General features: G+C 31.0%; 15 protein-coding genes. 5 read left to right on the top strand and 10 right to left on the bottom strand.

Going from position 1 to position 14422, the window contains the following annotated elements:
• Positions 1-27 precede the first annotated feature (27 nt).
• Positions 28-447 (top strand): SufE family protein, encoded by a 420-nt coding sequence (locus J2T03_RS13275; protein WP_306841018.1) that lies wholly within the window; start codon positions 28-30, stop codon positions 445-447.
• Positions 448-449: 2 nt separating this feature from the next.
• Positions 450-1421: a glycosyltransferase family 9 protein gene (locus tag J2T03_RS13270; protein WP_306841016.1), complete on the top strand. Its 972-nt coding sequence runs from the start codon at positions 450-452 to the stop codon at positions 1419-1421.
• Here J2T03_RS13270 and J2T03_RS13265 read toward each other — a convergent pair.
• From J2T03_RS13265 to J2T03_RS13245, 5 genes are all read right to left on the bottom strand, one after another.
• Positions 1411-2532 (bottom strand): hypothetical protein, encoded by a 1122-nt coding sequence (locus J2T03_RS13265; RefSeq protein WP_307211706.1) that lies wholly within the window; start codon positions 2530-2532, stop codon positions 1411-1413. The genes J2T03_RS13270 and J2T03_RS13265 overlap by 11 nt on opposite strands.
• A 188-nt stretch (positions 2533-2720) precedes the next feature.
• Entirely contained in the window at positions 2721-3143 is a 423-nt protein-coding gene (locus J2T03_RS13260; protein WP_307211703.1) for a hypothetical protein, read from the bottom strand.
• 45 nt (positions 3144-3188) lie between these two features.
• Entirely contained in the window at positions 3189-3584 is a 396-nt protein-coding gene (locus J2T03_RS13255) for a hypothetical protein (protein ID WP_307211699.1), read from the bottom strand.
• A gap of 18 nt (positions 3585-3602) precedes the next feature.
• On the bottom strand, positions 3603-4112 hold the full coding sequence (locus J2T03_RS13250) for an HAD domain-containing protein (RefSeq protein WP_307211697.1): 510 nt from the start codon (positions 4110-4112) through the stop codon (positions 3603-3605).
• On the bottom strand, positions 4109-4705 hold the full coding sequence (locus tag J2T03_RS13245) for a hypothetical protein (protein ID WP_307211694.1): 597 nt from the start codon (positions 4703-4705) through the stop codon (positions 4109-4111). The genes J2T03_RS13250 and J2T03_RS13245 overlap by 4 nt, the downstream gene beginning before the upstream one ends.
• 138 nt (positions 4706-4843) lie before the next feature.
• Between J2T03_RS13245 and J2T03_RS13240 the strand changes: the two genes are divergently transcribed.
• Positions 4844-5080 carry a helix-turn-helix domain-containing protein gene (locus J2T03_RS13240; protein WP_307211692.1) on the top strand — a complete coding sequence of 79 codons (237 nt, stop codon included), beginning with the start codon at positions 4844-4846 and terminating at the stop codon, positions 5078-5080.
• Between the two features lie 190 nt (positions 5081-5270).
• Here J2T03_RS13240 and J2T03_RS13235 read toward each other — a convergent pair whose 3' ends face one another.
• The gene (locus J2T03_RS13235; protein WP_307211691.1) at positions 5271-5711 is read right to left on the bottom strand and encodes a JAB domain-containing protein; all 441 of its coding nucleotides are present in this window, start codon (positions 5709-5711) and stop codon (positions 5271-5273) included.
• Positions 5712-5831: 120 nt separating this feature from the next.
• A complete protein-coding gene (locus J2T03_RS13230) occupies positions 5832-6239 on the bottom strand; it encodes a hypothetical protein (RefSeq protein ID WP_307211688.1) in 408 nt (135 codons plus the stop codon).
• Between the two features lie 259 nt (positions 6240-6498).
• On the opposite strand from J2T03_RS13230, the gene J2T03_RS13225 reads away from it, so the two are divergent.
• Together J2T03_RS13225 and J2T03_RS13220 are read left to right on the top strand one after the other, a co-directional pair.
• Positions 6499-7584, top strand: coding sequence for a dsDNA nuclease domain-containing protein (locus J2T03_RS13225; RefSeq protein WP_214587749.1), 1086 nt, complete (start codon positions 6499-6501; stop codon positions 7582-7584).
• Between the two features lie 41 nt (positions 7585-7625).
• Positions 7626-9341 carry a hypothetical protein gene (locus J2T03_RS13220; protein WP_307211680.1) on the top strand — a complete coding sequence of 572 codons (1716 nt, stop codon included), beginning with the start codon at positions 7626-7628 and terminating at the stop codon, positions 9339-9341.
• 81 nt (positions 9342-9422) lie between these two features.
• Here the strand turns inward: J2T03_RS13220 and J2T03_RS13215 are convergent, their stop codons facing one another.
• The 3 genes from J2T03_RS13215 to J2T03_RS13205 form a co-directional block, all read right to left on the bottom strand.
• On the bottom strand, positions 9423-11900 hold the full coding sequence (locus J2T03_RS13215; RefSeq protein ID WP_307211677.1) for an HD domain-containing protein: 2478 nt from the start codon (positions 11898-11900) through the stop codon (positions 9423-9425).
• Positions 11901-11986: 86 nt separating this feature from the next.
• Positions 11987-13219: a DUF3871 family protein gene (locus J2T03_RS13210; RefSeq protein WP_307211674.1), complete on the bottom strand. Its 1233-nt coding sequence runs from the start codon at positions 13217-13219 to the stop codon at positions 11987-11989.
• Complete coding sequence (locus J2T03_RS13205; RefSeq protein WP_307211671.1) at positions 13203-14114, bottom strand: AAA family ATPase; 912 nt, start codon at positions 14112-14114, stop codon at positions 13203-13205. The genes J2T03_RS13210 and J2T03_RS13205 overlap by 17 nt, the downstream gene beginning before the upstream one ends.
• Positions 14115-14422: the final 308 nt, after the last annotated feature.

The raw sequence follows: 14422 nt of genomic DNA, 5'->3' as shown, positions 1-14422 counted from the left end.
CTTTGCATTAAAAATTTGTTAAAAAAAATGACCATTAAAGAAAAACAGCAGGAAATCATTGAAGAGTTTGCGTTTCTTGATGACTGGGAACAAAAGTATGAGTATATTATTGATCTTGGAAAAGAATTGAAAGGACTTCCCGAAGACCGCAAAACTGATGATAATTTAATCAAAGGATGCCAGAGTAAGGTATGGATTGATGCTGAATTTAAAGATGGTAAGCTTTTTTTTAATGCAGACTCCGACGGAATTCTTCCAAAAGGGATTGTTTCTCTTCTGGTAAGCATTTACAGCGGTCATTCCACTCAGGAAATCTTAGATTCTGATTTTGAATTCATTTCAGAGATCGGGCTTCAGGAATTTCTTTCGCCGTCCAGAGCGAACGGGTTAATGGCGATGACAAAACAGATCAAATTTTATGCAGTTGCCTATCAGCTAAAATCGTAGCCGTGACCAGAATTCTAGCATATCGTTTTTCTGCTTTTGGCGATGTCGCGATGACAGCGCCTGTCTTCCGGGAATTTCTGGAACAGAATCCAGATGTGGAAATTATTATGGTTTCCAGGAAAAATTTTGAAAGCTTATTTGCTGATATTCCAAATGTTACCTTTAAAGGAATTAACCTTGATGATTATAAGGGTATCTTTGGATTGAGAAGACTGGCTAATGAGCTGATGAAAGAATTCAATCCTGACCTTATAGCCAATCTGCATGATGTGATCAGAACCAAAATCCTGGATAGAATCTACAGAAGAAAAGGATTTAAAGTTTTCAAAATAAACAAAGGAAAAGAAGAAAAGGAGGAACTTACAAACGTCTGGAATTTGAATAAAATTCAGCTAAAAAAGACCGTTGAGCGCTATGCAGATGTCTTCCGCGCGATGGGTTTTAACGTTGAGCTTTCCCATAAACTTAGGCCGGCATTGGGACAGAAATCAGGAATTGGTCTGGCTCCTTTTGCACAGCATAAAGGAAAAATGCTTCCTTTGGAAAAATCATATGAGCTGGCAAAAATCCTTTCAAAAAAACAGACCATATATTTCTTTGGCGGAGGCAAAAAAGAAACTGAAACCCTTGAGAAATGGGAAAGTGAAATTCCGAATACCAAAAGTCTTTCAGGAAAATTGAATCTTGCAGAAGAGCTTCAGAAAATTTCTGAGCTGGAATTGATGATCTCTATGGATTCCGCCAATATGCATCTTGCAAGCCTTATGGGAACCAGATGTATATCCGTTTGGGGCGCAACGCACCCTTATGCGGGCTTCCTGGGTTTCGGACAAAGCGAAAACGATGTGGTTCAGGTGACGGATCTTACCTGCAGACCCTGCTCTGTTTTTGGGGATAAAGAATGTTACCGTGGTGACTGGGCTTGCCTTGAAGAACTTAATATCCAAAAAATAGTAAAAGCTGTCAATTCTTAAAAATTATCTTACTCATTTCCTTCACATTAGCATGATCAGAGTAATTCTTTTCCAAGACTTTACTTCTGGCTTCGTTTTCATTATAATCTTCAGATGCTGCTTTAATAATCTGTTGGCGGATTTCATCTGAGGTAGAGCCCGTACGGCATAAACTCATCAGAGCAGGGTCATCTGTGATATTCTGATTAATAATGACAAATCTGCTGTTATACAATGCGTTAAATAGTTTTACCTTCGTACCTGAATTCTGATAGGAGAGAAGAATGTTGGCATGGGCATTCTCAAAAAGCCGGCGAAGGTTTTCATTAGTTTCAATAGGTACAAGGCTTATATTTCCGATGCTATTGATCTTCTTTTTTAAGTCGTCACCAGCGCGGTCGGATGCCACTACAAGCCTATGCCGGGGAAGGGTTTTAAACATTCTGATGGTTTCTTCCAATGCTTTTTTGTTGTCAGATATGCTCAGATCACCATGAAAAAGAAAATAATCTCCTTTTCCGTTCAAATATTTTACAGTTTCGTTACCATGAAAGATATGGATAAGACGGGCATTTTTTGAAATTGAATCCACGTCATTAAATTCTTTCTCAGAAAGACAGAACACACTTTCGAATTCCTTTAAAATTCTTTTCTGATAATGGGCAAATTTTAAGGATTCTATCTTATAAATGATCTTTTTTAAAATATTTTTTTCTGAAGAAGAAAGCCCTTTATAATATTCAGATTCATTGTTGTGGAATCTGAGATAGAGTTTGTTGTCTTTAATTTTTAATCTGTGGATAATTTGAGTTGTTTGCAGGCCTTCAAACAATATCGGAGCCTCTATGCTTGTAAGGTTTTCAAGAAGGGCATCAGAAGTTCTTATGGCAGCCGCAAAAGGGATCATCGAAAAATAATAAAATGGATTTTTCTCCTTTTTATAAAAGAAGACGTTTTCCGTAATATTTTTGATCTCCTGATCGGATGTTTCCGGAATATTGTCTACAAAACAATGAAGATGGACTTTAATGCCCGATTCCGAGAGTGCTTTGATTTTATAATAAACATCAATAATACCACCGTAAGAGGGAGGATAAGGATAATTGAATGATATAAGATGAAGTTCCTTCAAAAAACAGGGTATTTATGGCTGTAAGGTCACAAAGGTAAGAATATCCTGAATGTTTTAAACAAAAAAATCTCCCTTTAAAAAGAGAGATTTTGTGGGCCCTGAGGGATTCGAATTCTCTTAGTTTAAATGTTGATATGTAGTATTTTACAGGTTTGTCTTAATCAGGGTATGCCTAAAAGTATGCCTTTTTACTCTATAAGTATCTTCAAATATGGAAATGTATTTGAAAAATAAATCAGTCTGATTTCTCTACTAGCAGGAAAATAGATATTCCAATAAATTACCTTTCTACTAATAAACTTATGTATAATCATGCCATCAGGCAGGATATCAAAGTTTACACTTGTTGACCTATCTGATAAAGCCTTATTTATTCTGTTATAATAGTGTTCTGATTTCTTGTCAAATTCCAGTATTACAACTTCCAATATATCCCAATAGAATATTAATTCTGTTCTATGAGGTGTAAAGTTTAAAAACTTCGTTATTTTACTTCCTACCCATAAATAGCTACAATAAGCATTATCAGGTATGCTGTCTGCAATACTCATTAGGTTTAGTTCCCAGTTGTCATATTGATATCCAATTCTAAATGGTATTCTTGATTTCATAGATTAGTAAATAAAAAACCACCTGAAATAGGTGGCTTAAAAAGTCTACTGATACTTTATAATTTTAATCTTTTCAGAGTTATAAGCTTTAATTATTTCTACAACACCTATTATTTTTCCTTTTTTGAAATAAATTTGAAAGCCACGATACCCATAGCTTTTAAATACAGAGTTATCATAGTTTACTGTTGTTATATCAGGCTCTAGTGTTACAATAAAGGGTTCTTCATTATCTTTTACATCTCTTAATTTCAAAGGATAATTGCGAATGCTTAGCCCATTATTGTGAAAAAGAGTAGGAGGTTTTCCTAAATCAAGAGCTATTTCAGTAGAAGTATTATATACTTGTCCATCTAATTGATAATGAGTTGAATTAAAAATATACTGTGATTTTAATGCTAATGGATATAGCAAAACCAAAATAAAGGTTATGATTTTCATGTTTGTCAGTTTTAATATTTATGGAAGTTCTGTTTTAGGTATTTTATAAGAGTTTAGGAACTCTATTATCTCATCTGCATTAGCTTCTGTGAGCCCCACTTTATCATCTATGTGGAAGAAGTGCTTCTCTTGAATATCAAGTATATCATCTTCATCATCTATGATAACATAGTTTTCTAAACTTCCTTTTAAAGTTCTGTGATAATCTCTAATCCATTTAAGAATTTCAAGACCTCTCGGAGCTAGTTCAAATGTGTTTTTATAATGAAGTGATTCTGTAACACTGATTATCTCAACATTTAGATTAACTTCTTTAAATAGCTCATTGATTTCCTCTAAACTCCTTATAAGTCTCCATGCAGAAGACAGGACCACTTTAGCACCAGTACTGCTTATTATCCAGTTTAGTGCAGTAACATTTCTTGGATCAAAATGAGAGTTCTCTTTATGATGGGAATGTAGACTTTTATTCTTGTAATACTCTGCATTATTGAGTACTCCATCTATGTCTAGAAAAATAATTTTCATTTCTTTTTGGATTTAAGTTTAAATATCAAGAAAAGAAATCCTATTACTCCTAGACTGATTAATCCCCATTTAATAGCCTTTTTAGTTTCATATTCCTTCTGCATCTGTTGAAAAGTTATCTCATCAGGCATTTCATAGGGGCTAAGCCCATTAGCTTCTGCCATTTCCTCATATTCTTTTGGAAAAGTCTTGATACTTTGAGAGGCACTGCCATAAAGCCCAGATTTATCTTCTCCATAAGTATTAGAAGCTTTAGGAACATGAGAATTTTCTTTACTGTTAGCTTTCTTCCAGAATTCTTCCTTTGATAATTCTTGCTTAGTTTTTTTAGAAATATCTCCTATTCTTAATATTCCATTGTAATTACTAAAACCTTTCATCTTATCATTCTTAAAAGTAATAGTAGCTATGCCTGTTTCTCCATATCTCCAAATCTCTTCTCCAAATTCCTCATAGACTTCTATACTGGTAGGCTCACCTTGCACTTTCTTTACTTCGTGTTTAGTAGATCCTATATTGATATATTGTGCATACAGAGTATTTAAACTTGATAGCATAAGAATAAATAAGGGTAAGATTAAGATCTTTCTCATTGTTGAGTTTATTTGGTTGTTAATTTATCTTTTAGTACTCTATATGCCTTACGGGAATCCATCAAGTAATATTGTCATATATGGCATTAAATCCAACAAACTTAACTCATTCCTTTGATATTGCCAAATATGTCAAGTATGGAGAAGTCAGAATTATTAAAATCTGTGGGTAAAAGAATACAGAAAATAAGGAATAATAAGGGTTTAACCCAAGTTGAGCTAGTAGGAAAAATTAATGGTGAAATTGATACTACTAATATTTCAAGAATAGAAGCTGGAAGAACTAATCCTACGATATTTACTCTTTACAGAATATCAGAAGCCTTAGAAGTAAAACTTTCTGATCTAGTAGATATTGTCTTAATAGAAGAGTAGTCCTTTCAAAATTTGGCTATTATATTATATCTTGTAAAAGATGAGACTTATTTGTTTGATATTTACAGGGAATTAAAATCACCTGTGCGTTTGATTTGAGATATTTTACATATATGCCCCTTATAGAACAATAGAATATATCAGAGAATTCTCTGTTAATTTTAAAATGTAAATATTTTAAGATTAATATTTATAGTAGTCCTTCATCAGCAAAACTGTAATAAGATTCTTTATTGATAATTAAATGATCAAGTAATTTGATTTCTAAAAATTCACATGCTGTTTTCAATTTACTTGTAATATCCATATCAGCTTTACTTGGTCTCAGATTTGTGCTGGGATGATTATGAATTAATATGATATGAGTTGAAATAGACTTCAATGCAATAGAAAGAATTATCCTTATATCTACTACACTAGAAGATATACCTCCTTTTGATAAGCTATAAATACCTATAACTTTAAGAGCATTGTTAAGAAACAAGACTTTAGCTTCTTCAAACATTTCAATTGTATCTAGATTCCACTTATTGAGAGCTACTTTATGTGATACTTCACTGGTAGAAACTATAGTATCTATTATGTTAGGAGAATAAGAAACCTGTATTTCTGATATTTGATGATACTGCATAAATAAAAAGGATTTAAGTGAAGAATTAAGAATAAAAACTTCCAATCTCGTATTTACACCTTATAGCATACAATACGAAAGTGGAAGTTTTATGTAATAGAGCTCTATTGAACTCTAAGATTAATCCGCTAAGACATGGTCATATTTTCCATTAGTAGAAAAAGCTTCCAAATCTGCTTCAAAGTTACCAGATGTTACCTTATTAGACTTTATTGAGCTAGAAGGAACACTACTTTCGGGAACATACACGAACCTATGTTGCATAATAATGGATTCTCCTGTCTCTTTAATTACATACTCATAAGGCTCACATTCTTCTTTCTGAACACTACCCTGAAGTTCTGTGCCAATTAATGCTTTACAGGTTTCTTCATCAAATGTAGATGAAATGAAAGCCTTTTTGGCTGTAGCATAATACTGTTTGGTCTTTTGGCTTAATACCATTTCAATTCCTCCTTGAACTTCTAAAGCACAAAATGTTGTACCATCCTCTCTTTGTCTTGTTTTGTAACGGATAATTCTTACCATTGTTTTTAAGTTTTGAGTTAGATTTTCACCTCCTCTAAAAGATTAATGCAGATTGTACTATGGTTGTAGAAATAATTTATAGTCTGCCTAAATTTTTGTTTTCTGTTAGAAAAGGTGCGGGGGAACTTCCCCCAAACATAAGTGGGGGGCATTAGTTCTGAGGAGGAATGAGCTTTCGAATGGTTTTTTAAAATTTGAAATGTAAAAAATTTCTGCAAAAAGTGTATTTTTGATAAAATAACCATATCAATACTTTCAAATGAGTCTATTAGATAAATTCAAAATTGTTAAACCACGTGAAAATTCAGGTTCAATGGCATCTAATAGATTTGATTTCCAGAAGAACTGGGCAATATGTAAACTTATTGAATTACTTTCTAATGGCGATTCTGATTTCTTGTTAGCATTTGAATATCATGAGGATATCATATTACTTGATTCAAGTTCAAATCCTAGCCAGATAGATTTTTTTCAGATTAAAACAAAAAATAAAGGTGCTTATACACTAAATGAAATTTTGAAAAGGAAAAAACTCAAAACAGAAGATTCCGGTTCAATATTAGGAAAGCTTTTTATCAACAGAACAAATTTTAATGACGAAACAAATAGTTTAAATATTGTTTCAAACACTTCGTTCAAACCTAGTGGGATATCAAGTGGTACATTCTGTTGTAATCAGCTTAACGATAATGAGAAAAAAGAGATTGAGAAAAGTTTAGAATCTGAACTAGGAATTAGGTGGCTTGAGGAATTTTTAGATATTATTTTCTTCCACACTTCAGATTTAACAGTTAATCATCATAATGAAATCACGAAAGATAAGTTAAATAAACTTATAGAAAATAATTATTCATCAGATGTAAAATTCAATCCTTCACTTGCTTATAGAACAATTTTTGATGAGGTTAATAGAAGAAATAATATTGAAAAAGATATTAACAGTTTTGAAGAATTAATTAAGTATAAAGCTATATCAAGGGAGGATTTTGAAAAAATGTTAAATATTGTAGTTTCTGTACCAAATAAATTAGAAATGTTAAAAACAAGAGTTTTCAACTCTTTAGATGCACTTGGAATAAATGTATTTCTACGTAAGAAATTAGTTGAAGCATGGAAAGATGCTGAAATTCAATACTTAACAATCAATAATGTTTTTTTCTTTAAATGTATAGAAATAATTAAAAACTCAATAGATACTAATTTGGAAAGTCTACAAGGAGATACTTTTGAAAGCTTAGAAATTATTTATACAGATATAACTTCTAACAAAACCATAAAGGAACAAAAAATATTTAATGAATACTTTTTGAAAGCTATCATTTTAAAAGAATTTTATGATGAGTAACAATTTTCACAAACTAATAAGAAACCTAAGAACCAGTAAATATGAAAAGATTAGTCTTCGAGGAGATTCAGATATTGTCTCACAGAGAAAGAAAAGCAATAAAAATACAATTCAACCCAAAAAAGACAATAATAAAGGGAGCTAATCAAGTTGGTAAGTCAAGTTTAATTAAAAGTATTTATTACACTTTAGGTGCAACACCAGTAAAATTAAATACAAACTGGACTAAAGCAGAGCCTATAACATATCTAAAAATGAAAATTGACACATTGTCAATTTCTGTATTGAGATATGATAAATCAAGGTATGTAGTTGTTGATGAAAATGGAACTGTTGTTTCACATAGTTTTAAAAGCCTTTCAGCATATCTAAACTCACTCTTTGATTTCAATTTATTTATATCTAATAGAAATGGTGAACCAGAAAATCCTCCAACTCCATATCTATTCCTGCCATTTTATATTGACCAAGATAAAAATTGGAATGACAGTTGGAATGCTTTTAATGGTCTACAACAATTTAGTAATTGGAAAAAACCTCTTTTGGACTATCATTCGGGTATAAGAGGTAATAAATATTATGAGACAAAAACTGAATTAGATGCAACTAAAATAGAGTTGGATGAAACTAAAAATGAGATTGAAACTTTAAATAAGATTCTGCGAGGAATAAAGGAAAAACTACATAATGATGATTTTAGTATTACTGTTGATGACTTCAGTAATGAAATCACAGAGCTTTTAGCAGAGTGTGAACTTCTAAAATCAGAGCAAAATAAGCTGAAACAAAAGTTAACAGATTTATATAATCATAAATCAGTAATTGAATCTAGGATTGCAATTGTTGAAAATTCAATTAAAGAAACTCAAGCTGATTATAAGTTTGCACTAAATTATGTGGATGAATCTATTGATTGTCCAATGTGTGGGGCTCATTATGAAAACAACTTTAATGAAAGGTTTTCGATTGCTGAAGACCAAGAAAAATTAGAAGAGCTTCTTATAGAGTTAAAAAATGAACTACTTAAAGTCGGTGAAAATATTTCTAAGTATGATAAATCTTTTATAGAGAAAAAGATAGATTTTGAAAAAATTGAAGAAGCTTTAAATTCTAAAAAGGAAGAAATTAAACTTGCTGATATTATTGAAAATGAAGGAAAGAAAAAAGTCAATGAGATTTTCAAGAATGAACAAAATTTAGTTTATCAAAAGATTGGAAATGCTAGAACTAGATATGAGCTTTTAGAAAAACAACTTAAAGATATTAATAAAGAAGGAGAAAATAAAAAGCATAAAGTAATGCTATCTTACAGATCTAATCTTAAAAAATTTCTTGAAGAGCTAAATATTGATACAGAAAAAACCAATCCAACAGTTTTTGAGAGAATGGATGCTAAAATGAACGAGCAAGGAAGTAATCTACCTAGAGCCTTATTAGCATATTACTTTTCTATATTAAAAGTCATGAATACCTACTCTACATCAACTTTTTGTCCAATTGTAATTGATTCTCCTAATCAGCAAGAACAAGATGGAGAAAACAGAAAGGCTATAATGAATTTTATCTATAATAATCAGCCTGAAAACTCTCAGCTTATTTTAGGTTTAGTAGATGATATTGACACTTCATTATTTGATGGAGACATTGTTATGTTAGAAGATGAAAAATACTCTTTATTAAAAGAAAAATATTATAAAGAGGTAAGTGACGAGCTTTCTCCAATTATTTTAGATGGAGTATTTAATGATTTACTTTGATATAATATATCTGCACTCCAAGTGGAGTGCAGATATATAAAAATCATAAATAGTGTTAATAACAACAATATATAATTTAAATCACTGTTTAATATAGATTTTTTTATTCATATATGGAAGCTTTGATGTTAAAAGCTTTTCTCTTTCAAGAGGGAAATCATCAAAAGCTGTTGTTGATACAACTGTATATGTACCCCATGTTTTTTCTATGATTTTTTCTAAATAGCTGTTAAAAGATGATGATATTCTTTCTTTATCTTTTTCTGAAACAATTCCATTTAAAGCAAATGGTCTAATGGTTTGAATAATGCCATCATACAAGAAATTCTCATCAATTTCATGCATTAAATCATAATAATTTAATTGGTTAATATTACTCAAAAATAAGATTAACAGCGATTCATTCAAAGGAAGTATCTTTTCATTTTTCTTCTCTATGTAAAGGCTTATAATATCATCCTCACCAAATATGCCTAAGCTAAATTTTAACCCATCAATTAAAGCTTTATAATCATAAGTTTCCTGATTAGTTTTCATATATTCCAAATAATTAATCCCCCAATTATAAACGGATTCATATGGAATCCCTGAATCATATTGGTTTCTAACAAGATTGGTTATTTCTTTTACTTTGATGTAGCCAACCAAATCATTAGATAAACTCGTTACTCTTATACCATTTGATTCCACAAGACAAGTATTTTGTAACCCAACCTGTGTAAATTTTGGAATTATTCCTAATTGACCAACTATCGAATCATTGATCAATATGGGCTCTAAATGTAAATCTGGAATTTTAGCTAGTTCAATAAGTTTAACTTGTGAAGAACTGAATTCTGTGTAAGTAAGATCTAGTATTTCTTGAAAATTGTATTTATACCCATCATCAATTACATTTTTTTCAATTTGAAATAATTCACCTAGTTCTTCAACCTCAATCTCACATATTGGGGAAGGTATTAGGTGAGTAATTAAATGGAGCAAGGTGTTACATTTTATTTCATGTAGAAAACCTTCAGTGTAAGGATTTTTATTTAATACAATTGAAACTTTTGTCCCAAAACTACTATTTAAAGTAAGATCTTCTTCTTGTTTAAATAATGGATTATCATTTAATCCATGTTCAAAAACCAGCTTATTTCTTTTGTTATATGGCTCACCATATTTTAGAGAGTCTATTTCGATATAAGTACCTAACATAAAAACTGAAAAAAAGCCAATACCAAACTTTCCAATGGATTTAAACTTCTCCTGTGCAATACCTACATATTCATCATAAAAATCATAAGAATTCCAATAAGAACTACCAAAGTCAAGTAACTGGTTGCACAGTATGCTCTTACTCATTCCAATGCCATTATCTGAAATTTGAAGAACATATTTATCATTTTCTAGATTCAAATTGATCGTAATCTTTCCTTCAAAATTTTCTTCTTTAATCCTACGCAAACTAATGGCATCAAATGAGTTTTGAATTAATTCTCGTATTGCAAAATAAGAAAAGTTATATAAGTTTTTGCCTCCAACATTTGCAGCTAAAATCTTCGGATTTGAAACCTTTATATTAGTATCAACTGACTTCCATCCTTCTGTTTTAATATAATTCTCTCCTAATTGTAAGGAATTATCAACAGATTTTACTCCTTTAGCTGAGAATGCTTTTTTATTTGCTTCTAAAAAGTATAAATCAGCTTTCTTTAGCTCATTATCTAAAACTTTTAAAGCATCATGGCATAACCACCATGCTTTTTTTTCAGATGGATTAAAAGGTGAATTTGATATAAATTTTAAATAACCATTATCTAAAGTAGGAAAACCTAATTTCTTTTGAAAGATCCAGTGCTCTTTAGATATTCCATGTATTTCAAGTCCAATTTCGCTATAAGTTAATGGTGTTCTTAAATTGTCAAGATGCGCTGCGTCACTAACTCTTAATATAAACGCTAGTTTCTGACAGTCTATTTTCCAGTCTGTATGAGTTGGCTTTATATAAATACCAAGCTCATTTTCTATAAAAGAAACGTTACAGCTATGACTTTTTGAAATTTTGCCAATAATTGTAGCAAATTCATCTCTCAAACTTTCATTCTCAATAACCCATTTTCCAGAAGCTAATTTGGATTCTGCAATCTTTAAGGAAAATTCACCATGGAGTTTCCTTACACAATAAAATAAAGCCTCATCATGAACATTTTCTAAATGTTGGTGTAATGCTACATAATCTTTATAAAGATCAGTTGCTTCAATCTCTTCTTTGTTATTTAATATAGAAAAGCACATTCCAGCATCATGAATTAAAAAGCACATATGCAGCACATATGCTTCTAATGGATTTAGATACTGTTCATCTCCTATTATTAATTCAGCATAATTCCAAAGCATTAGTGAGTGGTCAAGAGAATGGTCTGTTAAGCCAGGGAAATCATTTCTAATATTTAAAAGATTGTCTTTTAGATTATTCTCAGAAATATTAATTTGATTCAATAAATTATCAATAAATTCTGCATCGTGATATATTTCTTTACAGAAGGATTTTTTGAAAAGATTGTTTCTCATCATTATAACTATTTTAACAAATATACTATAAACAACTCTATAAAAAATAATAACTCTAGTGCAGAAATTGGCTATAATAAATTATTCTTCTAACTCAAAAACCAATGATAATCAGAACTACCATTAAGTGCTTTCTGAATACCTTTTGAAAACTCAAAGGCATTCAGATTTCTATCTAGAAAAGTATCTATATAACTGCTTTTATTAGCTTGTGTAAAGAGGTTGTAAACATCCCAAAGGTTAATCCTGCCATCCTCTTTCCTACAGAAATTCCTGTCCTCATAATAATCCTTAGCTATAGTATTAATATGGCTATCATTAAAGTTTAATAAAGGAATATTCTGTTTTTCAGACCTAGGTAAATGCTGATATAACCTACTTCTGCCTATAAGCTGTGCAAATTGATGTTCAGAAAGATAATCTTGTGTAAGTTCCTTCATTTCCATGAGATGAAGCTCAGCACTATAACTCTGCATAGTTTGTAGTGCCTTAGAGTACAGCTCATTAGCGTTAGATACTCTTAAATCTTCAAGAAATCCATCTGTAGATACACAAAGATTACAACATACTTTATTCTGAAAACCAATAAAGAACTTGAACCTTTCCAAAGACTTCTTATTATAAAGATTTTCAAGATTATATGACCTTACCCCGCCAACAGTAAGAGAAAGCTCATTACCATTCACTATATCAGTAATATTGGGAACTTTAATAATGAAAGCCATTCTTTCATAGTAAATGGCCTTTTCATGCTCTAAAAGTTCTTTTACAGGCTTATAGATAGCAGAAGGAACTCTACCTTTGATTTGATGAGAAACCCTAATTTCTGGTTCTATAATGCTGTGATGTGGAAATACTTTCTGAACAGCACTTAAGACAACTTCAATGAACTCCTGATGAGCAATTGTTTTCTCATTATCCTTACTAAAGACTGGCACTATACAATCTTGTTTTAAATGATGTAGAGGCACTTCTGTAGTATTAGCTATAATAAAAGGACTTGGCTCATTTTCTTTTCCTACTTCTATAGCAGAAGAAACTATAGGATTAGGCATTAAAAAAGCCTGAACAGATTCTTTATGTTCAGGCTCTTGTTTAAAATTTAATTCTACTTTATCAGTAATCCCATTCATTCTACTTGGATAGAATACTTCTGCATCTTCAAAACCATCATCTTGTAAGAATAAATCTCTGATTGGCTTCTTAGCTAGATTCCTTAATTCTAAACCACCATCATTATTATTCCCTATTATGTTAGTAGAATTTGAAATATCAAAAGCGTCTTCTAAAGTAGCTGGTTTAATGTTATTTTGAGTGTCCATTTTGTGAAAAGTTATTTGGGTTAGTTAAATGAATAAGTATTGATTTCCTTGCTTCAAAATCTGGTTTTAAAGAGACATGATATTGAGGAAATTGCTTATATAAGCCTAAGAGTTCAGCTACAGAGTTACAATTTTGAATAGCATTATAAACCTCTTCTTCACTAGCTTCTATCAGGTTAGGAGACTGTTGTTTAGTAGAGTTATTATTAGGTTTACTTCCTGAATTACACCACTCTAAAATCATTTTACCTGTTTTAGAAGTAATAAGAAATTCAGGTTTATTCATAAATAATCCTGTCCTGTCTTTAGAAGCCTTAGAAAGATGATTTTCATTAATAAGCTCGAAGTTTATAGTTAGCTCATACTCAAAACCATCTCTAGTGATTTCCTTAGTTCCATGTTTCACAACTTGGGTTTTACCATTACTCCCTATATCAAGGGAATAATCTATTTTCCTTCTAGTAGTTGTAATAATATGGCAGCTTGATTGCAATATCTTATTGATAAAAGCCTGATGTCTTGGAGTTACATTACTCCAATCTTGAAATCTACCTCCTAATTTTTCATGTATTTCTAAACACCCTCCTGTACCATTCCATTCATGACTTGCAGAATCTATAATAATAACTTCAATTCCTGACTTCTCACATAATTCAATTGCTTGAATATATCTTTCAGGGCCATAAGGAGCTTGTAAATCCAATACATTATAATTACCCAAAGCTGAATACAGAGATGCAGAAGAATTTTCTGTGTCTATAACAGCTATTTTGCTCCAGTCATTTGTAATTCCATAAGCTAATTGTAGAGCAGAATAAGTTTTCCCGAAACCTGATGCTCCGGATAAGCCAAGTCTTAACTTGACCTGTTGTCTTTGTGATTGTTTTAATTGCATAATAAAAAGTTTGTAAAAAAAATAGAGTGAAAACACAATTTGGCTATTAGCCTCAATTATGCATGAATAGGGCAAAAACCCTTGAAAATGTCAAAAAAAAGCCTTATCTTTGCGAGACTCAAAGCTAAGTCCTTAGCAGGCTTCCTCCTCTGAATTCGTGCGTTGCTAAATCAAAGATTTTTAAGATGGGGGAGATTTAAAAAGAACCCCCTATGTCTTAACCTGTAAATTGTAAGTTCCTTCTGGAACTATAGAATATGGATGTAATAAAAATGTCCACTTTTCGTAGGAGTAATATTATACAATAC

Origin of the sequence: Chryseobacterium lathyri (assembly GCF_030812195.1) — a bacterium.
In the GTDB taxonomy this organism is placed as follows: Bacteria; Bacteroidota; Bacteroidia; order Flavobacteriales; family Weeksellaceae; genus Chryseobacterium; species Chryseobacterium lathyri_A.
Note: the sequence above shows the minus strand (reverse complement) of the source record. Positions and strands in the feature narration are given on the sequence as shown.

What these genes read in the sequence shown, in the direction of transcription:
- J2T03_RS13275 (WP_306841018.1), top strand. Translation starts at nt 28, where the DNA reads ATGACCATTAAAGAAAAACAGCAGGAAATCATTGAAGAGTTTGCGTTT.
- J2T03_RS13260 (WP_307211703.1), bottom strand. Translation starts at nt 3,143, where the DNA reads ATGAAATCAAGAATACCATTTAGAATTGGATATCAATATGACAACTGG.
- J2T03_RS13255 (WP_307211699.1), bottom strand. Translation starts at nt 3,584, where the DNA reads ATGAAAATCATAACCTTTATTTTGGTTTTGCTATATCCATTAGCATTA.
- J2T03_RS13250 (WP_307211697.1), bottom strand. Translation starts at nt 4,112, where the DNA reads ATGAAAATTATTTTTCTAGACATAGATGGAGTACTCAATAATGCAGAG.
- J2T03_RS13245 (WP_307211694.1), bottom strand. Translation starts at nt 4,705, where the DNA reads ATGAGAAAGATCTTAATCTTACCCTTATTTATTCTTATGCTATCAAGT.
- J2T03_RS13240 (WP_307211692.1), top strand. Translation starts at nt 4,844, where the DNA reads ATGGAGAAGTCAGAATTATTAAAATCTGTGGGTAAAAGAATACAGAAA.
- J2T03_RS13235 (WP_307211691.1), bottom strand. Translation starts at nt 5,711, where the DNA reads ATGCAGTATCATCAAATATCAGAAATACAGGTTTCTTATTCTCCTAAC.
- J2T03_RS13230 (WP_307211688.1), bottom strand. Translation starts at nt 6,239, where the DNA reads ATGGTAAGAATTATCCGTTACAAAACAAGACAAAGAGAGGATGGTACA.
- J2T03_RS13225 (WP_214587749.1), top strand. Translation starts at nt 6,499, where the DNA reads ATGAGTCTATTAGATAAATTCAAAATTGTTAAACCACGTGAAAATTCA.
- J2T03_RS13220 (WP_307211680.1), top strand. Translation starts at nt 7,626, where the DNA reads ATGAAAAGATTAGTCTTCGAGGAGATTCAGATATTGTCTCACAGAGAA.
- J2T03_RS13215 (WP_307211677.1), bottom strand. Translation starts at nt 11,900, where the DNA reads ATGATGAGAAACAATCTTTTCAAAAAATCCTTCTGTAAAGAAATATAT.
- J2T03_RS13210 (WP_307211674.1), bottom strand. Translation starts at nt 13,219, where the DNA reads ATGGACACTCAAAATAACATTAAACCAGCTACTTTAGAAGACGCTTTT.
- J2T03_RS13205 (WP_307211671.1), bottom strand. Translation starts at nt 14,114, where the DNA reads ATGCAATTAAAACAATCACAAAGACAACAGGTCAAGTTAAGACTTGGC.